This window comes from Mesorhizobium sp. C395A (assembly GCF_030323205.1).
Classification (GTDB): domain Bacteria; phylum Pseudomonadota; class Alphaproteobacteria; order Rhizobiales; family Rhizobiaceae; genus Mesorhizobium.
In genome coordinates this window covers 3,836,891-3,859,140 of sequence record NZ_CP100473.1, presented here as the reverse complement: position 1 = coordinate 3,859,140, position 22,250 = coordinate 3,836,891, and the positions used below count along the sequence as shown (strand labels likewise).

Annotated in this window: 22 protein-coding genes and 1 pseudogene; 12 read left to right on the top strand and 11 right to left on the bottom strand. The window is 62.7% G+C overall.

Annotated features, from left to right (window positions below):
* Nucleotides 1-61 precede the first annotated feature (61 nt).
* From NLY37_RS18870 to NLY37_RS18855, 4 genes are all read right to left on the bottom strand, one after another.
* Nucleotides 62-1,252, bottom strand: coding sequence for an integrase core domain-containing protein (locus tag NLY37_RS18870; RefSeq protein WP_023826017.1), 1,191 nt, complete (start codon nt 1,250-1,252; stop codon nt 62-64).
* Nucleotides 1,253-1,412: 160 nt separating this feature from the next.
* The gene (locus NLY37_RS18865; RefSeq protein ID WP_023669853.1) at nt 1,413-1,829 is read right to left on the bottom strand and encodes a cupin domain-containing protein; all 417 of its coding nucleotides are present in this window, start codon (nt 1,827-1,829) and stop codon (nt 1,413-1,415) included.
* 4 nt (nt 1,830-1,833) lie between these two features.
* A complete protein-coding gene (locus NLY37_RS18860) occupies nt 1,834-2,688 on the bottom strand; it encodes a phosphoenolpyruvate hydrolase family protein (RefSeq protein ID WP_023669852.1) in 855 nt (284 codons plus the stop codon).
* Nucleotides 2,689-2,701: 13 nt separating this feature from the next.
* On the bottom strand, nt 2,702-3,895 hold the full coding sequence (locus NLY37_RS18855) for a Tm-1-like ATP-binding domain-containing protein (RefSeq protein WP_023740792.1): 1,194 nt from the start codon (nt 3,893-3,895) through the stop codon (nt 2,702-2,704).
* Between the two features lie 111 nt (nt 3,896-4,006).
* Here NLY37_RS18855 and NLY37_RS18850 point away from each other — a divergent pair, with 111 nt between their 5' ends.
* The 7 genes from NLY37_RS18850 to NLY37_RS18820 all read left to right on the top strand — a co-directional run bounded on the left by NLY37_RS18850 (nt 4,007) and on the right by NLY37_RS18820 (nt 10,705).
* Nucleotides 4,007-4,690 carry a TetR/AcrR family transcriptional regulator gene (locus NLY37_RS18850; protein ID WP_023740793.1) on the top strand — a complete coding sequence of 228 codons (684 nt, stop codon included), beginning with the start codon at nt 4,007-4,009 and terminating at the stop codon, nt 4,688-4,690.
* 360 nt (nt 4,691-5,050) lie between these two features.
* Entirely contained in the window at nt 5,051-6,367 is a 1,317-nt protein-coding gene (locus tag NLY37_RS18845) for an ABC transporter substrate-binding protein (RefSeq protein WP_023682996.1), read from the top strand.
* A 68-nt stretch (nt 6,368-6,435) separates the two neighbouring features.
* A complete protein-coding gene (locus NLY37_RS18840) occupies nt 6,436-7,341 on the top strand; it encodes a carbohydrate ABC transporter permease (RefSeq protein WP_023682997.1) in 906 nt (301 codons plus the stop codon).
* Between the two features lies 1 nt (nt 7,342).
* On the top strand, nt 7,343-8,302 hold the full coding sequence (locus NLY37_RS18835; protein ID WP_023682998.1) for a carbohydrate ABC transporter permease: 960 nt from the start codon (nt 7,343-7,345) through the stop codon (nt 8,300-8,302).
* On the top strand, nt 8,299-8,520 hold the full coding sequence (locus tag NLY37_RS18830) for a hypothetical protein (protein ID WP_023669846.1): 222 nt from the start codon (nt 8,299-8,301) through the stop codon (nt 8,518-8,520). Before NLY37_RS18835 ends, NLY37_RS18830 begins: the two co-directional genes overlap by 4 nt.
* Nucleotides 8,517-9,620 carry an ABC transporter ATP-binding protein gene (locus tag NLY37_RS18825; RefSeq protein ID WP_023683000.1) on the top strand — a complete coding sequence of 368 codons (1,104 nt, stop codon included), beginning with the start codon at nt 8,517-8,519 and terminating at the stop codon, nt 9,618-9,620. The genes NLY37_RS18830 and NLY37_RS18825 overlap by 4 nt, the downstream gene beginning before the upstream one ends.
* Complete coding sequence (locus NLY37_RS18820; protein ID WP_023740794.1) at nt 9,620-10,705, top strand: ABC transporter ATP-binding protein; 1,086 nt, start codon at nt 9,620-9,622, stop codon at nt 10,703-10,705. The genes NLY37_RS18825 and NLY37_RS18820 overlap by 1 nt, the downstream gene beginning before the upstream one ends.
* Nucleotide 10,706: 1 nt before the next feature.
* Here NLY37_RS18820 and NLY37_RS18815 read toward each other — a convergent pair whose 3' ends face one another.
* Nucleotides 10,707-11,321, bottom strand: a complete 615-nt coding sequence (locus NLY37_RS18815; RefSeq protein WP_023740795.1) for a TetR/AcrR family transcriptional regulator — start codon at nt 11,319-11,321, stop codon at nt 10,707-10,709.
* Between the two features lie 95 nt (nt 11,322-11,416).
* On the opposite strand from NLY37_RS18815, the pseudogene NLY37_RS18810 reads away from it, so the two are divergent.
* Nucleotides 11,417-12,324 (top strand): annotated as a pseudogene (locus NLY37_RS18810) (SDR family oxidoreductase).
* A gap of 2 nt (nt 12,325-12,326) precedes the next feature.
* On the opposite strand, the gene NLY37_RS18805 reads toward NLY37_RS18810, so the two are convergent.
* The gene (locus NLY37_RS18805) at nt 12,327-12,674 is read right to left on the bottom strand and encodes a GFA family protein (protein WP_023740796.1); all 348 of its coding nucleotides are present in this window, start codon (nt 12,672-12,674) and stop codon (nt 12,327-12,329) included.
* 116 nt (nt 12,675-12,790) lie between these two features.
* On the opposite strand from NLY37_RS18805, the gene NLY37_RS18800 reads away from it, so the two are divergent.
* Nucleotides 12,791-14,089: an amidase gene (locus NLY37_RS18800; protein ID WP_023740797.1), complete on the top strand. Its 1,299-nt coding sequence runs from the start codon at nt 12,791-12,793 to the stop codon at nt 14,087-14,089.
* A gap of 3 nt (nt 14,090-14,092) precedes the next feature.
* On the opposite strand, the gene NLY37_RS18795 is transcribed toward NLY37_RS18800, so the two are convergent.
* The 5 genes from NLY37_RS18795 to NLY37_RS18775 form a co-directional block, all read right to left on the bottom strand.
* The gene (locus NLY37_RS18795) at nt 14,093-14,464 is read right to left on the bottom strand and encodes a PQQ-binding-like beta-propeller repeat protein (RefSeq protein ID WP_245270769.1); all 372 of its coding nucleotides are present in this window, start codon (nt 14,462-14,464) and stop codon (nt 14,093-14,095) included.
* A 68-nt stretch (nt 14,465-14,532) separates the two neighbouring features.
* The gene (locus tag NLY37_RS18790; protein WP_023740799.1) at nt 14,533-15,510 is read right to left on the bottom strand and encodes an NAD(P)-dependent oxidoreductase; all 978 of its coding nucleotides are present in this window, start codon (nt 15,508-15,510) and stop codon (nt 14,533-14,535) included.
* An 85-nt stretch (nt 15,511-15,595) separates the two neighbouring features.
* On the bottom strand, nt 15,596-16,312 hold the full coding sequence (locus NLY37_RS18785) for a FadR/GntR family transcriptional regulator (protein ID WP_023740800.1): 717 nt from the start codon (nt 16,310-16,312) through the stop codon (nt 15,596-15,598).
* Between the two features lie 2 nt (nt 16,313-16,314).
* Nucleotides 16,315-17,484, bottom strand: coding sequence for a mandelate racemase/muconate lactonizing enzyme family protein (locus tag NLY37_RS18780; protein WP_023740801.1), 1,170 nt, complete (start codon nt 17,482-17,484; stop codon nt 16,315-16,317).
* A gap of 9 nt (nt 17,485-17,493) precedes the next feature.
* A complete protein-coding gene (locus tag NLY37_RS18775) occupies nt 17,494-18,381 on the bottom strand; it encodes a sugar phosphate isomerase/epimerase family protein (RefSeq protein ID WP_023740802.1) in 888 nt (295 codons plus the stop codon).
* 399 nt (nt 18,382-18,780) lie between these two features.
* On the opposite strand from NLY37_RS18775, the gene NLY37_RS18770 reads away from it, so the two are divergent.
* The 3 genes from NLY37_RS18770 (at nt 18,781) to NLY37_RS18760 (ending at nt 22,019) form a co-directional block, all read left to right on the top strand.
* On the top strand, nt 18,781-19,836 hold the full coding sequence (locus tag NLY37_RS18770; protein WP_023740803.1) for a sugar phosphate isomerase/epimerase family protein: 1,056 nt from the start codon (nt 18,781-18,783) through the stop codon (nt 19,834-19,836).
* A gap of 18 nt (nt 19,837-19,854) precedes the next feature.
* Nucleotides 19,855-21,042 carry a Gfo/Idh/MocA family protein gene (locus NLY37_RS18765; protein ID WP_023740804.1) on the top strand — a complete coding sequence of 396 codons (1,188 nt, stop codon included), beginning with the start codon at nt 19,855-19,857 and terminating at the stop codon, nt 21,040-21,042.
* 125 nt (nt 21,043-21,167) lie between these two features.
* On the top strand, nt 21,168-22,019 hold the full coding sequence (locus NLY37_RS18760; RefSeq protein WP_023692014.1) for a sugar phosphate isomerase/epimerase family protein: 852 nt from the start codon (nt 21,168-21,170) through the stop codon (nt 22,017-22,019).
* The last annotated feature ends 231 nt before the right edge of the window (nt 22,020-22,250 follow it).

Sequence of the window (22,250 nt, the reverse complement as noted above, 5' to 3'; positions counted from 1 at the left end):
GTGTCCAGCCGATACATGGGTAACACTTTGAACCGGATACATAGGTGACACTTCTCTCCCCCTATGCGTCCGCCGCAGCGCCAAGCGGATTGGTTGGCGCGGCGCTGCGGCGGACAAGCTTCATGTGCCGTGTGTCGATGATGCCGAGCGGGTGGGCATGGAATGAGAGTGTCCATTGTCCGTCTTCGGTCTCCAACGCAGCGACCGGTTCGCCCGCCAGCGCTTGCGAGACATATATGAAGCCGCCATTCCATCGGATCTCGCCATTGTGGCGCACGCGGCGGACCGAGGCCTCGGCCGGATAGACGGGCTCGGGTGGTGTCCTGGGCATGGCGCGCTGTGAGGACCGGTAGTGCTGGGCGGGCGTATCCATGCCCAGCGCCTCATGGGGACGTTCCTCATTGTAGCTGTGGCGGAAGGTCTCGAAGGCCTGGCCCTGTGCCGTTCGGTCGGCTTCCGGTGCCTCGGCCATCGGCAGCATGGTCAGGTGAAAGCGCTCGTGACGTCCGTTCTGCTGTGGCCTGCCGGGTGCGATCCGCTCCAAGGTGATGCCGAGCTTGATGAACCGCACGACAAGCGGCGTCAGCCCGGTGACGCCGGCCGATGCGAAGGGCGGGCCATTGTCGCTTCTGAAGCGATCCGGCAGGCCATGCTCTTCAAACAGCCGTTCGAACACCGGCCAGGCTTCGCTATCGGCCGTCGACCCCGTCGCTTCGAGCGCCAGAAGATAGCGGCTCGACGCATCCATCACCGTCAAGGGTTCGCAACGCCAGCCGTCGCGGGTCCGGAACCAGCCCTTGTGATCGCCAGTCCACACCGCGTTCGGTTCTTGCGGCTGTGGCCAGGGTCCATTGCCGCAGGCCCGCAGGCGGGGTCGCTTGCGGGCGCGGACAAGCCCATGCCGCGCAAGGATCGCGCCGACCGTCGAGGCTGAAGGCCACATGAACTCGGGAGCCGTGCGCCTGAGCCGTGCCACGATCTTCTTTGGACCCCAAAGCGGATGCAGCTCCTTGGCCGCCACAATCCGCTCAACCAGGTCCTGAGCTGTCGCCCGGCCATGATTGAGCGGGGCTCGCGGCAGGTCGTGCAAACCCTCAGGCCCAAACGTCCGATAGCGTCCTAGCCATTTGTAGCCGTTCTTGCGTGAGATCCCGTAGGCCGCACAAAGCGCAACCATCGTCTCATCCCCAGAAAGACACTCCACAACAAACCGTAGCCGCTCGTCCATGATGCCAGTCTCTCGCCAAACCATCGCCGGTCCTCCGGCGGACAAGAAAACTGTCACCCATGCTATCGGTCCATTCTGTTACCTATCTATCCGGTTCGGACAAAAGCATCTTTCTCCCCGTCACTATACGGGGAGAAATGTCCGGCAAGACAATGAGGGGCGGCGCTACCCCTGGAAGAAATCATCATTTCCCCGCCGGGATCAACCTGAAGTCCGGCAACTCCCGCAGCACCAGTTCGGGTCCAGCCGGCGAATAGACAACGAAGAGCTGCATCGGCCCATCGCCCGTGTTCAGTGTCGAATGGAAACGGCTTTCCGGCACATAGATGGTGCAGCCGGGGCCGACCTTGGCGACGACCGGATTGCCCTCCTCGTCCTCGACCATCTGCTCGCCATTGCCCGAAATAACGAAGATGATCTCTTCCGCGCCGGGATGGTTGTGGCGCGTGTGTCCCTTGCCTGAGGGCAGGTCGACGACACCGCCGGAAAAGCGCTCAGCGCCATTCACTTCAGGCGCCACCGTCAGCGACAGCTTGCCCCAGTCAAAGCCGAAGGCGCTCACGTCCTTCGGGTATACGAATACCTTGCTCTTGTCGGTCATGATCTCATCCCTTCTTTTTCTTCTGGTCGTGCAGCATGACGGCCTTGAAATCCGCCGTCTGCCTGGCGATCGCGGCTTCAGCCGGCAGCCGTTCCATCGAACTCGCGCCATAAAAGCCGTGCAGGCCCTTGCAGCGGTCGAGGATGTAGCGGGCATCATCCGGCATCGAGATCGGCCCGCCATGGCAAAGCAGGATGACATCCTTGCGCACCGAGCGCGCCGCGTTGGCGATGGCGTCGATCTCGACCACGCAGTCGTCGAGCGACTTGGCCGACGTGGCTCCGATCGAGCCGCCGGTCGTCACCCCCATATGGGCAACGACGATGTCGGCGCCGGCTTTTGTCATGGCGCGCGCCTCGTCGGGGTTGAAGACATAGGGCGTGGTCAGAAGATCGAGCTTGTGCGCCTCGGCGATCATGTCGACCTCCAGCCCGAAGCCCATGCCGGTTTCCTCAAAACTCTGGCGCATGCTGCCATCGAACAGGCCGATGGTCGGGAAATTCTGCACGCCTGAAAAGCCCATCGTCTTCAGCTCGGCAAGCAGCAACGGCATGATGACGAAGGGATCGGTGCCGTTGACACCGGCCAGCACCGGCGTCTTTTTGACCACCGGCAGCACCTCATAGGCCATTTCCTTGACGATCTCATTGGCGTTGCCATAGGCGAGCAGGCCGGCAGCCGAGCCGCGCCCGGCCATGCGGTAGCGGCCGGAATTGTAGATGATGATGAGGTCGATGCCGCCGGCTTCCTCGGCCTTGGCCGACAGGCCGGTGCCGGCGCCGCCCCCAACGATGGGCACGCCGTCGGCGATCATCGCCTTGAACTTCTTCAATATGTCTTTGCGCGGTATTGCGGGCATTTGTTGGCTCTCACTATCTGGCGATGTCGAGGAAGGCCGCGGTTGCGGCTTTGGCAAATTCCGGATCGTTGATGTGCAACGGCAGGCGTGTGACGCGGCGCGTGGCGCTCGGCCTAATGGTACGCTCGACGGCATCGAACAGCACGGCGTCGGCTTCGGCGTCGAAGAAGGCGCCGCCCTCGATATCGAGTGCCGAGACACCTTTTTCCGGTATCAGGAAATGTACGGGACCGCCGCAGCTGGAGAGCCGACCGCCGATCCATTCGCCGATGCTGCGGCATTCGTCCGCCGTGGTGCGCATCAGTGTGACGTTGGGATTGTGCTCGTAAAACAGCCGGCCCCTAAACTTCTCGGGAATGGTCGGCGGCGCCCAGAAATTGACCATGTCCAGCGCGCCGACCGAGCCGACATAGGGCAGCCCGGTGCGGGCGATAGCGCCGAAGCGGTCTTCCGTCGCAGGCAGCACGCCGCCGAGCAGCAGGTCGCAGACTTCCGTCGTGGTGATGTCGATGACGCCGGCGAGCAGGCCCGAGTCCGCGAGCTTCTCCATCGAGCGGCCGCCGGTGCCGGTGGCGTGGAAAACCATGCAGTCATAGTTGGCGCGCAACTGATCCGCGATGGCGGTCACGCAAGGCGTGGTGACGCCGAACATGGTGAGCCCGAGTGCCGGCTTGCCGGTGGCAGTCGGCGCCGGCTTTGCGGCCATGCCGGCGATCGCTTGCGCCGCGTTGTGCAGCACCGTGCGGGAGAGCCGGTTCAGTCCCGCCATATCGGTGACCGATGGCATCATGATGATGTCGGAGACGTCGACATAGGCCGCGGTGTCGCCGGAGGCGAGCGTCGAGACCATGATCTTGGGCAGCCCAAGCGGCAGCGCGCGCATGCCGGCAGTGATGATCGACGTGCCGCCACCGCCGCCAATGCCGATCACGCCCGATATGTCGCCGCGCGACCGAATGAAACTTGTGAAAGCGGCGCTCATGCGGGCCACTGCCGTGCCGCGATCATCGATGCCGAGCACGCCACTGGCTCCATCTGGATGATGCGCCGCGACCTCGCTGGCCGGGATATCGACCGGCACCGTGGCACCGCGCGTTCCGATGTCGACGCGGGCAACCGAACTGCCGGTGGCGGCAATAGCATCGGCCAGGAAGGCAAGTTCCTCGCCCTTGGTGTCGGCTGTGCCCACCACGTAGATGCGCTTCATCGCGTTTCTCCCGTCACCGGCCGACCGGCGCCGGACCGCCTGTCGCCCTTTGCCGGCCTTTCGGTGGGCAAAGGTCATTGAAATTTTTTGAGACGCGCGTATCGTATTGACATGGATGTCTCACGTCAACAAGCCGCTGGGAGCGACGACGCCAACGAGGCTGCCGAACGCGGCCCACGAGCCCGCACAAAACGGCTGATGCTGAAGACGGCGACGCGGCTGATGCAGGCGGGCGTCACCCCGTCGGTCAGCGAAGTCGCGGAGGCGGCGCAAGTGTCGCGCGCCACCGCCTATCGCTATTTCCCCAGCCAGGCAGCCCTGGTGCAGGCGGTGGTTGACGAGGGGCTTGGGCCGATCCTGACCTGGCAATCGACGTCCACCGATGCCGGGCGGCGCGTTGCCGAATTGTTCGATACCGCCATGCCGCGCATCGAAGCTTTCGAGGCAACTTTCAAGGCAGCGCTGAAACTGTCGCTCAACCAATGGGCGCAGCGGCAGGCGGGCACGCTGGGCGGCGAGCCGCAATTCACGCGCGGACATCGCGTCCAGCTGCTGAAGGATGCCATCGCACCGCTCAAGGGCCGGCTGCCGCCGCGCGAGTTCAAGCGCCTGGCGCAGGCGCTGTCGATGATGTTCGGCGTCGAAGTGCTGATCGTGCTGAAGGATATTTGGGGGCTCGATAGCCGCGGCATGCGGTCGGTCGCGCAATGGGCGGCGGGCGCCCTTGTGCGCGCCGCGGTGGCGGAATCAACGGCTGAAATCGATGCGGCCCCGACAGCGGCATTGGCGAAATAGCGCCAATCTGGTTCGACCAGATTTGGATGCCCACTATTGACGTTAACCGGGATGGCAGTGCCGATACAAGGCTCTCCTATATCAACGAGTAGGAAAATTAAGGGAAAACAGCCGGATACATGAAGAATCCGGTTATACAAGGTCCGGTGGTGGTCCAAGAAAGAGCTTGACGGCTATCCAAAATTGGTAATACCAGATCAGGACAGAAAAAGCGGATCGAAAGTGAGAGCTGCGATCCATTTTCCGGCAAAGCGAGGAGGCTTGGAACCGGAAAGGTGCGATCTCGGGAGGAACTACCAGGGCCGGCTTCACCGCCGGCTCTCATGACAAGGTAGAATGCGCACAAGGGAGGAAATCATTATGCGCAAGACAATGACCAGCCTGCTTGCTGGTATCGGCTTAGTACTTGCCTGCGGAACGTCCGTCTACGCGCAGGACAAGGAGCTCACCATCTTTTGGGCGGAATGGGATCCGGCCAACTACCTGCAGGAACTCGGCAACGAGTACGAGAAGGAAACCGGCGTCAAGATCACGGTGGAAACCACGCCCTGGTCCGACTTCCAGACCAAGGCTTTCACCGAGTTCAACGCCCATGGCGACGCCTATGATATGGTCGTCGGCGACTCGCAATGGCTCGGCGCCGGCTCGACCGGCGGCCACTATGTCGACCTGACCGACTTCTTCAACAAGCACAAGCTTGGCGAAGTGATGGCGCCGGCAACGGTGAAATATTACGCCGAGTATCCGGGCGGCAGCAGCAAGTACTGGGCGATCCCGCTCGAAGGCGACGCTGTCGGCTGGTCCTATCGCAAGGACTGGTTCGAGGACCCGAAGGAAAAGGAAGCCTTCAAGGCCAAATACGGCTACGATCTCGACGTGCCGAAGGATTTCAAGGCGCTGCGCGACATCGCGGAGTTCTTCTATCGGCCGGATCAGAAGCGATACGGCATCGCCATCTACACCGACAATTCCTATGACGCGATGGCGATGGGCTTCGAAAACGCGCTGTTCTCCTTCGGCGGCGAACTGGGTGACTACAAGACCTACAAGGTCGACGGTTTCATCAACTCCGACAAGGCAATCGCCGCACTCGACGCCTACAAGGAACTCTACACGTTCACGCCTCCGGGCTGGGCCAAGTCGTTCTTCGTCGAGGACAACCAGGCGATCACCGAAAACCTGGCCGCGATGAGCATGAACTACTTCGCGTTCTTCCCCTCGCTGATCAACGAGGCGTCGAACCCGAACGCCAAGAACACCGGCTTCTTCGCCAATCCTCCAGGCCCGAACGGCGATCAGTTCGCCGCACTCGGCGGTCAGGGCATCTCCATCGTCTCCTACTCCAAGAAGCAGGAAGAGGCGACGAAGTTCCTTGAATGGTTCATCAAGGACGAGACCCAGAAGAAGTGGGCGGCGCTCGGCGGCTACACCTGCAGCGCCGCCGTGCTCAAGTCGGACGAATTCCAGAACGCCACGCCGTACAACAAGGCCTTCTACGAGACCATGTTCAAGGTGAAGGACTTCTGGGCGGTGCCGGAATATGCCGAGCTGCTGCAGCAGCTCAACCAGCGCGTCTATCCCTACATGATCGGCGGCGAAGGCACCGCCAAGGAAACGCTGGACGCGCTCGCAGGCGACTGGAACGCGACGTTCAAGAAATACGGCCGCGGCCAATAAGCAGCTTTTCTCGCGGAGGAGGCATCCGTGCCTCCTCCGTTCTTTTTTTCCGAAACGGGAGCAGGGTCTTGGCGACCACGATGATCACCACGCTGGACACTTCCTCGCGGGCCGCTGCACGCGGCTTGAGCGACATGTCGATCCGCAACCTCTTCATAATCCCGACGATCCTGTTCCTGATCGTCTTCAATATTTTCCCACTGATCTATTCGCTGGGCTATTCCTTCACCGATTTCCGCGCGTCGACCAACGCGCCGGCGAATTTCGTCGGGCTGCAGAATTATCGCGATCTGCTCAACGATCCCTATGTCTGGTCCAACTTCGCCATCACCGCGAAGTACGTCATCATCTCGGTCGCGGGTCAGCTGCTCGTCGGCTTCGGCGTGGCCATGCTGCTCAACCGGGATATTCCCCTCAAGGGTCTCATCACAACGCTGCTGCTGCTGCCGATGATGCTGTCGATGGCCGTCGTCGGTCTGTTCTGGAAACTGCTCTATGATCCGTCATGGGGGGTCATCAACTATGCGCTTGGCCTCGGCAATTTCGAGTGGCTGGCCGATCCCAAGATGGCGCTCTATGCGGTTGCGCTGACCGACATCTGGATGTGGTCGCCCTTCGTCATGCTGTTGTCGCTGGCCGGCCTTTCGGCGGTGCCGAAGCATCTCTACGAAGCAGCGGCGATCGACCGCGCCGGACCGTTCTACACCTTCTTCCGCATCACGCTGCCGCTGGTCGCGCCGATCCTGATGATCGCGGTCATCTTCCGCACCATGGAAGCGTTCAAGACCTTCGACCTCGCCTATATCCTGACCAGCCAGCCGACGGCCGAGCTGATCTCTATCCGGCTGTACAAGATGGCGTTCCAGGAATGGCAGACCGGGCGCTCCTGCGCGCTCGCCTACATCGTGCTGATCATGGTGCTGGCCATCACCAACATCTACGTCAAGTACCTCAACAAGGTGAAGGAGCGCTGAGATGGCCGCCGTCCGCACTTCTTCCGAAATAGGCTTCAATCGCGTCGCCATCGTCGCCGTCCTTTTGGTGACGATCATCTTCCTGGCGCCGATCTACTGGATCGCCTCGACGGCGTTCAAGCCGCGCAATCTTGCCACGACCATCCCGCCGACGGTGGTGTTCCAGCCCGAGATATCGCCGTTCGTCAAGCTGTTCACCAAGCGCTCGCAGATGCGCAACCCGCCGTCGCCGGAAGAGTATGCGGCGGCACCCTGGTGGGAACGTGTCGTGTTTGACGGCGGTGAAAAGATCGTGCGCGACGGCAAGGGCCAGGTGCAATGGTCCGGCTATCCGAGCCGCTTCATGAACTCGCTGATCATCGCCATCACCTCGACGGTGCTGGCTGTCGGCATGGGTACCTTCACCGCCTACGGCTTCTCGCGCTTCAAGGTGAAGGGGGAGGCGGATCTGCTCTTCTTCATCCTGTCGACGCGCATGCTGCCGCCGGTGGTGGTCGCGATCCCGATGTTCCTGATGTACCGGGCCGTCGGCCTCAACGATTCCCATATCGGGCTGATCATCCTTTATACCGCCTTCAACCTGTCCTTTTCGGTGTGGCTGATGAAGGGGTTCATGGACGAGATCCCGAAGGAGTATGAAGAGGCAGCGCTGGTCGACGGCTACACCCGCATGGAAGCCTTCTTCAAGATCGTGCTGCCGGAGGCCGCCACCGGCATCGCCGCGACCGCGGTTTTCTGCTTCATCACGGCGTGGAACGAGTATGCCTTCGCGCTGATCATGACCAACCGCCGCGCCCAGACGGCGCCGCCCTTCATCCCCAGCCAGGTCGGCGCCGGCCTGCCCGACTGGACGGTGATCGCCGCCGGAACCTTCCTGTTCCTGCTGCCGGTCGCAATCTTCACCTTCCTGCTCCGCAACCATTTGCTGCGCGGCATGTCCTTCGGAGCGATCCGCAAATGAGCTTTCGAGCCATCAACCAGAAATATCTCGAACCGGGGTCTCAGGTGCTGATGGTCCTCGGCATCATCGCGCTTTGCCAGCCGTGGAACCTGCTGCTGCACAGCTATGGCGTGACCATCATCCTGATCGGCTTGATCGGCTTCAACATCACCTCGAAGATCGCGCCGGCGGAGAAGGCCGGTACCGGCCAGGTGCGCAATCCGGGAGCAGAGCATTGACCCAGATTGAGCTTCGCGGCGTCCAGAAATTCTTCGGTGCGGTCCAGGTCATCAAGGACCTCAACCTCAAGATCGACGACAACGAGTTCATCGTGCTGCTCGGTCAGTCGGGTTGCGGCAAGACGACGACATTGAGGGCGGTTGCCGGGCTGGAGACGATCGACGGCGGTGACATCCTCATCGACGGCAAGCCGGTGCAACACCTCAAGGCCGCCGACCGCGACATCGCCATGGTGTTCCAGTCGTTCTCGCTCTACCCGCATATGAGCGTCTATGAGAACATTGCTTTTCCCTTGCGCGCGACGCGCAAGAGCAAGGCCGAGATCGATAGCGAGGTGCGCTCGGTCGCCAAGACGCTGCAGATCACGGAACTGCTGGCCAAGAAGCCGTCGGCGCTGTCGGGCGGCGACATGCAGCGTGTGGCCATCGGCCGGGCTCTGGTGCGGCGGCCGAAGGCGATGCTGATGGACGAGCCGATCGGCGCCCTCGACGCCAAGCTGCGCGAAGAGATGCGGGCCGAGATCAAGCGGCTGCACATCAAACAGGGCTCGACCACCATCTATGTCACGCACGACCAGATCGAGGCGATGAGCCTCGCCGACCGCATCGTGATCATGCATGAGGGCGTGCTGCAGCAGGTCGGTTCGCCCGACGAGGTCTATTCGCATCCGGCCAATCTGTTCGTGGCGCAGTTCGTCGGCAGCCCGGTGATGAACGTCGCCGATGCGGCGATCGCCGAGACCGCATCGGCGGCCTCGGTCACCGTCGGTGGCGCTGCCGCCGGCTTCGAATTTCCGCGCACGCTTTTGTCCAAGCTCAACGGCCATGCCGGCGGCCAGCTGGCGCTCGGCATCCGGCCCGAAGGCGTGCTGGTGCGCCATGAAGCGGCGGAGGGTTTCTTGCCGGTCGAGACACAGATCGTCGAGCCGCTCGGCTCGTTCGACATTGTCGATCTCAAGGTCGGCTCCAAGATGCTGCGCGCGCGCACCAAGAGCGGCTTCGTCGGCGGCCCGGGCGAAAAGGTCTTCGCCAGGATCGATCCGACGCAAGCACATTTCTTCGACACGGCAAGCGGCAAGTCGCTTGAGGTGAGGCTCTGATGGCTCATATCCAGCTCAAGAATATTTCCAAGAGCTTCGGCAACCACACCGCACTGGCCGGGCTCGATCTCGAGATCGCCGATGGCGAGTTCTTCGTGCTGCTCGGCGAGACCGGCGCCGGCAAGACGACGACGCTGCGCATGATCGCGGGTCTCGAAAAGCCGACCGAGGGTCAGGTGTTGATCGACGGCGTCGACGTCGCCGACTGGGGTGCGGCCGAGCGCGACGTGGCGCTCGTGCTGCAGCAATATTCGCTCTATCCGCGCTATACGGTCCGCGAAAATCTCGAATTTCCGCTGAAGCCGAAGATACGTCGGCTGCCGGATGCCGAGATCAAGGACCGTGTTGCGCGGGCGGCCAAGACACTGCGGATCGAGCATCTGCTCGACCGCAAGACTGACCGCCTTTCAGGCGGCGAAATGCAGCGCGTCTCTATCGGGCGCGCCATCGTGCGCAAGCCGCGCGTGTTCCTGATGGACGAACCGCTGTCGGCGCTCGACGCCAAACTGCGCGAGGCGCTGCGCACGGAACTGAAGAACCTGCAGATCCAGCTTGGCGCCACCTTCCTGTTCGTCACCCACGACCAGATCGAGGCGATGTCGATGGGCGACAAGGTGGGCGTGCTCAACCATGGCCGCATCATCCAGACCGGCACGCCGTACGAGATCTATAACAATCCGCGCGATACCTATGTGGCGAGCTTCGTCGGCTCGCCGCCGATGAACCTGATCGATGGCAAGCTGGTCAACGGCCGCGCGGTGATGGCGCCGCTGAATTTCGAACTGCCTTTCTCTGGGGGTGCCAAGGCGGGCGGTGCGACCGACGGTCGCCCGCTCGTCTTCGGTATTCGACCTGAGGATGTGTATCTTGAAAGCGGTGCGCCGGTCGAGGCACGCGTCCACGATGTCGAGAACCATGGCGTGGAAAAGATCCTGACTCTGCGGGTCGGCGACACGACGCTACGCGCCACGGTGCCGGCCAGAACCGATGTCCAGATCGAGCAGCCGGTGCGCTTTGCCTGGAATCAGGACAAGGTGGTGCTGTTCGACAAGGGCAGCGGCGTGAGCTTGCGGCACGCCAGCTAATTTAGACTACATCCACTCCCAGCTTGCGCAGCGGCCCATCACGTTTTCGGGCCGCTGTTTTGGTAATGGCTGCAACGAAGCACTTGAGGCTTTCCTCGACATAGGTGGCCACCTCGATCGTCGGGTCAAAACTCCACCACAGCAGTGAGCCCTGCCAATGCGATGCCATCAGCAGGCCGATGTCGCGCGGGGTGTCTGGCGTTCCGGCCAAGCAAGCCGCAAGGGCCTCGCTCAGGAACGCTTTCCAGGCGGCGCCTCGCGCCCTGAGCACGGGGTCGCGCAGATCCTCGCGCAGGACGAGCAGGCCCTCGGCGTAGGCTTCGATGCCGCCATAGCCCTGCGACAGCCCCACCAGCAATTCGATCGCGCCGGCCGGCGTTTTGGGAACGGTGGCTGCGAGTTCCCTCGTCTTGGCATCGAGGCCATCCCACGCTTGCAGCAAGGTGCGCTGCTTCAGCTGCGCCTTGTTGCCGAAACGCTGCACCAGTGTTGCGCCAGAGAGGCCGCACGCCTTTGCCAGCCGCTCGAAGGTGAGCGCCTCGGGCCCATGTTCGTGAATCAATCCCAACGCGGCTTCCAGCACCTGCTCGTCGGATTTGGTTTTTGGTCGCGTCACCTTGACATCTCACTATAACCGAATAATCATTTATATATAATGCGAGCGACGTAAGCCAGATCGGTTTGGTCGATAGATTCGGTTGGGAGACTACCATGACGTTGCAAGGAAAGGTCGCCCTGGTCGCCGGCGCCACGCGTGGTGCCGGGCGGGGGATCGCGGTTGAACTCGGCGCCGCCGGCGCCACCGTCTATGTAACCGGGCGCACCACACGCAGCCAGCAATCCGACTATGCCCGGCCCGAAACCATCGAGGAGACGGCGGAGCTGGTTTGTTCGCACGGCGGCAAGGGCATTGCCGTGCAAGTCGATCATATGGTGACTGATGATGTGCGCAGTCTGGTCGAGCGCATCCGGGCCGAACAGGGTCGGCTCGACATTCTGGTCAACGATATCTGGGGCGGCGAAAAGCTGTTCGAGTGGAATAAGCCGGTCTGGGACCACAATCTGGAAAACGGCCTGCGCCTGTTGCGGCTCGGCATCGACACGCATCTGATCACCGCGCATCATGCGCTGCCGCTGATGATCGAGCGGCCGGGCGGGCTGCTGGTCGAGGTCACTGACGGCACCGCCGAGTACAATGCCGATCACTATCGGCTGTCGCCGTTCTACGATCTCGCCAAGGTCGCGGTGAACCGCATGGCATGGGCACACGCCAAAGATCTTGCTGCGCATGGCGCCACCTCGGTGTCGCTGACGCCCGGCTGGCTGCGTTCCGAAATGATGCTGGAGGCGTTTGGCGTCACCGAAGACAATTGGCGCGACGCCACCGCCAACGTGCCGCATTTCGTCATTTCCGAAACGCCGCGCTTTGTCGGCCGCGCGGTCGCGTCGCTTGCGGCGGATCCGGATCGTGCGCGCTGGAACGGCCAGTCGCTGTCCAGCGGTGGGTTGGCGCAGATTTATGGTTTACCGATCTCGACGGCTCACGCCCGGACGCCTGGCGCTATGTTCCGGAGGTACAGGACGCCGGCAAACCTGCCGATGCCGCGGGTTACCGGTAAGCTTAGACCGAGCGGCCATCGAAGTCGAAAATCGACAGACCGGCAGCATCAATATCCGCAACGCAGTTAAGGTTGACGTAGGCGCTGCGTTCGTTGCTCTGACTGACATCCTCGGCGAAGGGATGGATGCCGCAGGTCCGGCAGAAGCGATGCGCCAATACGTGATTGTTGAACGTATAGGTGCCGAGATCATCGCCCCATGCGAGCACCTTCAGGCTGTCATGCGGGATGGCGCATAACAGCACGCCCTTGCGCCTGCACATCGAACAATTGCACCGCACGGCGCCGGTCAGTTCGGCTTTGAATTCGAACGCTACCTTGCCGCAGTGGCAGCTGCCCTTGTACAGCATCAGTCTCTTCCTATCGCTGGCAGGTGCAAAGGCACGCTGTCCGGGTTATTCCTTCCGCTGACCTAGCGGCCCATATGCCTTAAAGACGCTCCACCTTGACGGAATCCGACATCGACATGCAATCAATCCGCGATCGTCTCGAGATCATCCTGTCACGTCTTGCCAATTGCGCGGCAGGCGAGAAGGTGTTCACCAAACTCTATGCCGAGGCGGCGCGCGCAGCGGCCGAGGCCACCGATGCGCGCAAGAAGGCCGGCATATCGCTCGGGCCGCTCGACGGCGCCATCATCTCGATCAAGGATCTGTTCGATGTCGCCGGTGAATCGACCACGGCCGGTTCGCTGATGTTGAGGGACACCGCGCCCCGTCGGCACGACGCTGCGGTCGTCAACCGTCTGCGCCAGGCCGGCGCCGTCATCATCGGCAAGACCAACATGACCGAATTCGCCTTCACCGCCATCGGCGACAACATGCACTACGGCACACCGGGCAATGCCGCCGACACAAGCCGCATTCCGGGCGGTTCGTCGTCGGGCGCCGCCGTGTCCGTTGGCGAGGGGACGAGCGACATTTCCATCGGCTCCGACACCGGCGGTTCGGTGCGCATCCCGGCATCGCTGAACGGCGTCGTCGGTTTCAAGCCGACGGCGCGGCGCGTGCCGCTGACTGGAGCCTATCCCCTTTCTGCGACGCTGGATTCGATCGGGCCGCTGGCGCTGAGTGTTGCTGCGTGTGCCCTGGCTGACGCCGCGATGACGGGCGAGCAGATGCCGCAACTGCACCTGCCGTTAGCGCTTGCCGGGCTTCGTGTCGGCATTCCGCGCGGCCTGCTTTTCGAAGACACGGAAACGGAGATTGCCGCCGCGTTCGATCGCAGCCTTGCCGGGATCGAGCAGGCAGGCGCGTGGCTCACGGACATTTCGATCGACGACCTCATTGCCGATCTGCGCCTGGCCACCAAACGCGGCTCGATCGCGGCCATGGAAGGTGCTGAAATCCATGCCGACTGGCTGGCGACGGGCGCATCAGTGCCGGTCGATCCCCATGTCAGCGGGCCGCTGTCGCGGGCGGCGGCCATACCGACGCCGGTTTATATCAGGGCAATGCGTCGTCGCGCGGCACTGTGCATAGCCATGGACGAGCGGTTGGGTTCGGTCGATGTGCTGGCTCTGCCGACCACGCCGGTGACAGCGCCGACTATCGTTTCGATGGCCGAGGATACGGCTCTGCGTGAACGCACTGAAGGTCTGCTGCTGCGCAACACCCAGGTCGCCAACCAGTTCGACCTCTGCGCGATCTCGCTGCCGATGCCCGGCATGACGCTGCCGGCCGGGCTGATGCTGGTGGCGCGCAATGGCCATGACCACCATCTGCTGCGCATCGCGGCTGAAATCGAGCGGCTGCTTGGTCGGTAATAGTCAACCCGACGAGCAGTGCTTGCGTTCGCTGTCCTTGGCGGTGCGCAGGATGCCCGTCGCGAACAATGTCGGCACGTCGTGCTGCTTGCCGTTGAAGCTGTGTGGCCGGTTCTCGATTGTTCCTGTGACAACGAGCTTGCCGGCATAGAGCTTGTCGGAAAGGTCAAGCGCCTTGTCCTGCTGCGGCAAGCCGTCGATGTCGACCCACACACCCTTGACGACCTTTCCGGTGGCGAGGTCGAGCGCGCTGGTAGAAGGGCAGGGCGCCATCACGCAGCGCAGGCCGTTGTCGCAAGGCACGTAGCTGCTTTCGGCCTGAGCCTTGGCTGCCCCTACGCTTGTACCGGCAATCAGAAGAAGAAGAACTCTCACGACGCTCTTGACCATATCGGCGAAGGTCGACGCCAAATCCGCGAAAATTGAGGCGGCTTGCAGAAACGTCAGTCGGCAGGAAACCGTCTGCGGTAATGCTCGACCACGTCGGGATTGCGCAGATTGACAGGCAGCCGGTTGGCCAGCACCAGCAAGGTCTCGCCGGCCGCGCCCACGCCCATGCGCATCATCGATTGCTCGGTAATCCCCGCCATATGCGGGGTGATGATAACATTGTCGAAACCGAAATAGGGATGGTTTGCCGGCAGCGGCTGCGTGGCAAAGACGTCGAGTGCGGCGCCGCCGATCCGGTCTTGGCGCAAGGCCTCGATCAGCGCCTCGTCATCGATCACCGGCCCGCGCGAAATGTTGATCAAAAGCGCTTCCGGCTTCATGCGGGCAATGCGTTCGCGGCTGATCAGTCCGCGCGTTTCCGGCGTCAGCGGGCAGCAGAGCACGATGATGTCGCTCTGTTCGACCAGCGCATCGATCGACAGGAAGCCGATCCTGTCGGGCGCCGGCTGCATGCTGCGGGTCGTCGCCACGACGTCGAGGCCGAAGCCGTGCGCGGCGATATGGGCGACCGCCTGACCGATGGCGCCGAAGCCGATGATGCCGATGGTCTTGCCGGCAAGTTCGCTGGCATGGCTGGCGTGGTCGCGCCCGGCATTCCAGCCCTTGGCGCGCAAGTCGCGGTCGACCGAACGGAAGCGCCGAAGCAGGGCAAGGGCCGCGAACATCACATATTCGGCGACCGAACGCGCATTGACCGCCGGCACGTTGGCGACCAGCACGCCGGCCGCGGCCGCGGCCTCCATGGGCACCATGTCGAGCCCGGCACCGTGGCGGACCGCTGCTCTGAGTTTCGTGGCGTTTTCGAACAGCGACGGCGGCAGCGGTGCGCGAACGATGATGACGTCGGCATGCTTCGCCTCGGCGGTCAGCGTTGCCGCATCGAGCGCTGAGGCGACGACGAGTTCGCCGGCGCCCGCCAGCATGGCGGAGGCACGCGGGTGCAGCGTGTGCGTCGACAGGATTCTGGGCATGGGGCTCTCGCTAGTCGCAATTCTCAAAGGAAAGCGCCGCGCGCTTTTCCCAGAAAAACCGTTTCACACCTTTCCTGGAATTGCACTAGACCTTCTCAAGTGCCAGGCTTTGCGCTTGCGCCTCCCGGCCTTCGATGATCCCCTTCCAGTAGCTTTCCGCGCCTTGCAGGTGGGCGCTCATCAGCGCCTGGGCGAGATTGCCGTCGCGACGCAGCAGCGCCTCGTAGATCTGGATATGCTCGGCATGCGAGCGCACTGAGCGCTCGGGATCGTTGAAGTAGATCGGCAGCCGCTGCTCGCCCATCAGGTAATAGACACTGCAGATATTGTGGAAGACGCCGTTCTTGGTCGCCCGCACGATTTCGAGGTGGAATTCGCGGTCTTCCTTGGCGAGGCCTTCGCCGGCGGCGATGCACTCCTCCGAGGCTTTCAGGATCTCCCGCAGGCGTTCGAAATTCTCTTCGGTGGCACGCGAACAGGCAAGTTCGGCGGCCTTGATCTCGTGGATCTTGCGCAGTTCGACGGTCTCGTAGATCTGCACCGGATCGAGCGGCAGGCCCGCGCGGGCGAAAAGAGCCAAGGCTTCTACACTGGCCTGCCTGGTGTCGACATAGATGCCGGATTTGGCGCGGCGCTCGACGATGCGCATGGCCTCCAGAATGGCCAGCGCCTCGCGGATCTGGCCGCGGCTGACACCGAAATGCTCCGCCAGCTCGCGCTCCGAGGGCGTGCGGCCGCTCTCCTTGTCCGAATGGGCGAACAGATAGGCGGCGAGTTCGGCGAGAAGGTTCTTTTCTTTCATCGTCAACCGCGTTGCGCGTGCGCCTCCAGGAACCGCTCCGAAATGGTGAATCCCAGACCCGGCTTTTCAGGGATCGCTATCATACCGTCCCTTGCTTCGACAGTCTCTTCGATAAGTTCGTGGATCATCGGGTTGGCGCCGAGCGAATATTCAACGATAAAACTGGCAGGCGAGGCCGCACAAACATGCAGGCCGGCGAAGAAGCATGGCGCGCCGGCCCACAGATGCGGGGCAAAGCGCAGATTGAAGGCACTGGCGATGGTGCCGATCTTCATCGCCTCGCTGATACCGCCGCAAAAGGCCGGATCCGGCTGGAAGATGTCGGCGGATTTCAGCACCGCGAGATCGCGGAAGGCGTAGCGCGTCGCTTCGCTTTCGCCGGTGGCGATCGGGATCGAGCCCGAGGCGCGCACCTCGGCCATACCAGCCTTGTCGTCGGCGATAACAGGCTCCTCGAACCAGGCGAGGTCGAGATCGCTGGCCAAGCTGATGAAGCGCTTGGCCTCGGCCACCGTATAGGTGCCATGCGCGTCGACCATCAACTCGACGTCAGGACCGAGCGCCTGCCGTGCGGCGCGGACGCGGGCGGCGGAAATGTGCGGGGCGCCGTCCATCGCGCCGACGCGCATCTTCAGCGCCTTGAAGCCGCCTTTGGCGATGTAGGATTTGAGCTGCTCGCCGATAGCGTCGGCGGCAGCCCAGCCGCCGGAGGCGTAGGCCGGCATGCGGTCGAGCTTGCGGCCGCCGATGAGCCGCCACACAGGCTGTCCCAACGACTTGCCCAGAATATCCCAGAGCGCGATATCGACGGCGCTGATTGCCGCAATGCTCATGCCGCGCCGCGCCAGCTGCGGCATGGCATGGCCGGCGCGCGCGGCACTGTCATGGCGCACGCCGTTGTAGAGCATCTCCCAGATCATGCCGATGTCGGCGGGGTCGCGGCCGATCAGCTGCGGCCCGACCTCCTGATTCAGCATGTAGACCAGCGCACCATAGCTGCCGGCGCTGCCGGCGGCGTTCTTGCCCTCGCCCCAGCCGATCAGCCCGTCGTCAGTCTCAATGCGCAGGATGGCGGCGTCGAACGTCGTCACCTGGCCAAAGTCGCTGCGGTGCTGCTTCGCGGCCTCAATCGGCACGCGGACCCACCACGCCTGGACCGTTTTGATGCGCATCCCGATCGGCTACTTGATCAGCGGCAGCAGCGTTTCGGCCGTGATGCGCATCTGGTCGGTGTAGAATTTCTCCGTCAGCACGCTGGAGCCGTGATCCTGGATGAACTTCAGCTGTTCGGGAGAAATGTCGACCGGATTCCGGTCGACCATGTCGGGATAGGGCGCGGCGGGTGTGCGGTCGACGGGCGCGACGAATTCGTTGGTCAGCGCGCCGTCATAGCCGACTTCCTTCAGCGTCTGCACGATCCGTGGCCAATCGATCTGGCCAAGGCCGGCGGCAAAGCGGTTGTTGTCGGCGACGTGGAAGTCGAACAGCCGTTTGCCGACCTGACGGATCGCGTCATGGACGTTAAATTCTTCCATATGGATGTGATAGGCGTCGAGGCAGACGCCGCATTCGGGGCTGACCGCATCGGCCAGGGCCAACGCCTGCGCGCCGCGGTTGAACAGATAGGTCTCGAAGCGGTTGAGCGGCTCGACCGCGATCTTGACGCCGACCTTCTTGGCATGGGTGAAGCATTCGCGGGTGGCGTCGACCACCCACTTCCATTCCTCTTCCTCGGTGCCGTCCGGCACCACTTTGCCGACGGTCGCGGGCACCAGCGTTATGATCTCGCCATCAAGTTCGCTGACCATGGTCAGCACGTCCTTGACGTACTGCACCGAGCGTTCGCGCTGGCCCTGGTCCTTGGCGGCAAGGTTGCGTTCGCCCAGCATCAGCGTCACCGACCCCCAGCAGCGGATGCCGTATTCTTTCAGCAGCGCGCGGGTCTCCTTGGTCTTGTATTGCTCGGGCTCGCCGGAAATCTCGATCGACTCGTAGCCGAATTTCTTGATGCGCTTCAGCGTCACCTCCAACGGTTCCGCGCGCATCCAGTTGTGCGTCGAAAGATGCATGGTCTATCCTTCCCAGAATTCGTCTGTGCCAGTTCGCCTGCGATGCGCCCCACAAGGCGCGTCGCGTGTTTCCTCCCCAAGGCGCTCCAGCGTTTTTGCGCAACTGGTTCGACCAATTGGGCCCTAATGGAGGTCTACAGCAATTTTTGTCGCGCGGCAAGAACCGCCGCGATGCGATATCGGCATCTGTGTACCGTATTGATTATGCTGGTATATATCGCCAAAAATGGAATGCCCCGGCAGCTTTGCGCGTGAGTCAAATGGCTTGACCCATTTCCGGTATTTGGTAATACCAGAATGCCGATACGAGAATGCACATCACAAGAGACCAAAGAGGCTGGCCCTGCTTTCATCAGGCGCTATGCTTGGTCCTTGGAAAAATGAATTGGGAGGATGCCGATGCCGTCGACAATGAAGGGTCCGGGGCTGTTTCTGGCGCAGTTCGCGGGGGATACCGCGCCGTTCAATTCGCTGGCCTCGATCACCAAATGGGCGGCCGGTCTCGGTTACAAGGGCGTGCAGATCCCGACCTGGGATGCACGCCTGTTCGACCTCAAGAAGGCGGCGTCTTCCAAGACCTATTGCGACGAGGTGAAAGGCGTCTGCACTGATGCCGGCGTCGAGATCACCGAGCTGTCGACGCATCTTCAAGGGCAGCTGGTGGCGGTGCACCCGGCCTATGATGCCCAGTTCGACGGCTTTGCACCGCCTGCGGTGCACAACAACCCCAAGGCCAGGCAGAAATGGGCGGTCGAACAGATGGAGTTCGGCGCCAAGGCCTCGAAGAATCTTGGCCTGAAAGCCTCGGTGACGTTTTCCGGCGCCCTAGCCTTCCCGTACCTCTATCCCTGGCCACAGCGGCCGGCCGGGCTGATCGAGGAGGCCTTCGCCGAACTCGGCACACGCTGGAAGCCGATCCTCGATGTCTATGACGAAAACGGCGTCGATGTCGGCTACGAGATCCATCCTGGCGAGGACATCTTCGACGGCGCCACCTTCGAGATGTTCCTCGATGCGGTTGGCGGTCACAAGCGCTGCAACATCAACTACGACCCGTCGCATTTCCTTTTGCAGCAGCTCGACTATCTCGAATTCATCGACATCTATCACGAGCGGATCAAGGCCTTCCATGCCAAGGATGCCGAGTTCAATCCGACGGGGCGGCAAGGCGTCTATTCCGGCTATCAGAGCTGGACCAATCGCGCGGGGCGATTCCGCTCGCTTGGCGACGGGCAGGTCGATTTCGGCGGCATCTTCTCCAAGCTTACCCAGTATGGCTACGATTCCTGGGCGGTGCTGGAGTGGGAGTGTTGCCTCAAGCATCCGGAGGACGGCGCGGCCGAAGGCGCGCCCTTCATCCAGCATCACATCATAAGGGTGACGGAAAAGGCCTTTGATGATTTCGCCGGCGGCACCACCGACAAGAAGATGCTGCGCGCCATGATGGGTATTTGAGACAAGCAGGAGAAAGACATGGTCGGCGCATCGAAGTCGGAAGCGGGAGGCGGCCCGATCCGCTATGGTATGGTCGGCGGCGGCCAAGGCGCCTTCATCGGCGCGGTGCACCGGATCGCGGCGCGCATGGACAATGACTTCGTGCTGGTGGCCGGCGCCCTGTCGGCCAATCCCGAGCGCGCCAAGGCTTCCGCCGCCGAACTCGGTCTCGACCCGGCGCGCAGCTACGCCTCCTATGCCGAGATGGCCAAGGCCGAGGCCACGCGCCCGGACGGCATCGAAGCGGTGGCGATCGTCACCCCCAACAATGTCCACGTGCCGGCGGCCAAAGCGTTTCTCGAGGCCGGCATCCACGTCATCTGCGACAAGCCGCTGGCGACGACTTTGGCCGAGGCCAAGAAGCTCGCGGCCGTGGTTGAAAAGACCGGCAAGGTGTTCGTGCTGACGCACAATTACACTGCCTATCCGATGATCCGGCAGGCGCGCGAGATGGTGGCCAAGGGCCAGCTTGGCGACATCCGCATCGTGCAGTCCGAGTACCCGCAGGACTGGCTGACCGAAGATCTTGCCGCCACCGGCCAGAAGCAGGCGGCGTGGCGCTCCGACCCCAAGCAGGCGGGCGCGGGCGGCGCGCTCGGCGACATCGGCACGCATGCCTACAATCTGGCTCGCTTCGTCTCGGGTCTGGAGCTCGATTCGCTGTCGGCCGATCTCGACGCTTTCGTGCCGGGGCGGCTGCTCGACGACAATGTCAATGTCATGCTGCGCTTCAAGCCGGTCGGCAAGGTGCATCCGGCCAAGGGCATGATCTGGGCGAGCCAGGTGGCGCCGGGCCACGAGAACGGGCTGAAGCTGCGCATCTATGGCTCTAAAGGCGGGCTGGAATGGGTGCAGGCGGATCCGAACTATCTCTGGTACACGCCGTTTGGCCAGCCCAAGCAGCTGCTCACCCGCAACGGCGCCGGCGCGCTGCCGGTTGCGGGACGCGTCAGCCGCGTTCCGTCTGGCCATCCGGAAGGCTATCTCGAAGGCTTCGCAAACATCTACCAGGAGGCGGCGCGGGCGATCCGCGCGGCACGCAAGAAGGGCGGCAAGCCGGGCAAGGACGTGGTGTTCCCGACCATCCAGGACGGCGTCGAAGGCATGGCGTTCATCGAGGCCTGCGTGAAGTCGTCGAAGAAGAACGGGGCGTGGACGAAACTTTAGGCAGCGCCGGCGCCAAGTCTCTTCTCTCTTCGGGGAGAAGGTGGCCGCGAAGCGGCCGAATGAGGGGGCATGGTGCGAGGTGCGAAAGAAACCAGCGCGCGCCGTCAAATGGGGAGGGGCTGTCGATGAAAATCGGCATGTGCATGTTTTTGTGGACGACTTCCGTGTCTAAGAAACACGAGCCGTTGCTGCGCGACATCAAGGCGACCGGCTTCGACGGCGTCGAGATACCGATCTTCTCAGGCACGCCAGAGGACTACAAGAAGCTTGGCGATTTGCTCGACCGCATCGGGTTGGAGCGCACGGCTGTTACGGCGATGGGCGACCCGGCGATGAATCTGATTTCGCCGGATGCCGCGACCCGCAAGGCCGGCATCGGCTACATGAAATGGGCGATCGATTGCGCCCAGGCGCTCGGCGCGAGTACGCTGAGCGGGCCGCTGCATTCGACGCTCGGCGCCTTCTCCGGCAGCGGGCCGACCGCTGCCGAGAAGAAGCGCTCGATCGCCTCGCAGCGCGCCATTGGCGATCATGCCGGCAAGCGGAACGTTACCATCGGGTTGGAGGCGCTCAACCGTTTCGAGTGCTATCTGCTGAACACGATGGCCGATCTGTCCGAGCACGTCGACGCCATCGACCGGCCGCACATCAAGGCGATGTACGACACCTTCCACGCCAATATCGAGGAAGCCGACCCGATCGGCGCCTACATGAAGCACCGGCGGAATGTCGTGCACATCCACATTTCGGAGAACGATCGCGGCGTGCCGGGGCGCGGGAACATTCCGTGGAAAGAGACTTTCGCGGCCATCCGCAAGAGCGGCTATGACGACTGGCTGACGATCGAGGCGTTTGGCAGATCGCTGAAGGATCTGGCGGCGGCGACCAAGGTGTGGCGGGATTTTTCCGAGACGCCGGAGGCAGTTTATCGCGAGGGATACAGGCATATCAGGGATGGGTGGAAGCGGGCGGCTTAGCCGCTCACTTCCTCATCCACGGGCGGAGCGGGAGCGCAGCGGACGCGGCGCAGACCCGAGGACCCATGCCGCGACTGTCGCGCGCCGCAGCGGTGCAGGTAGGAGATGCGAATGGACGCCTCTTTTGCACCGCTGGATTCTAGCGCAGACGTCACCGAATGAATCCTCGGGTCTGCGCCGCGTCGCTTCGCTCCTTGCTCCGCCCGTGGATGAGGAAGCGACGGGCCTTTT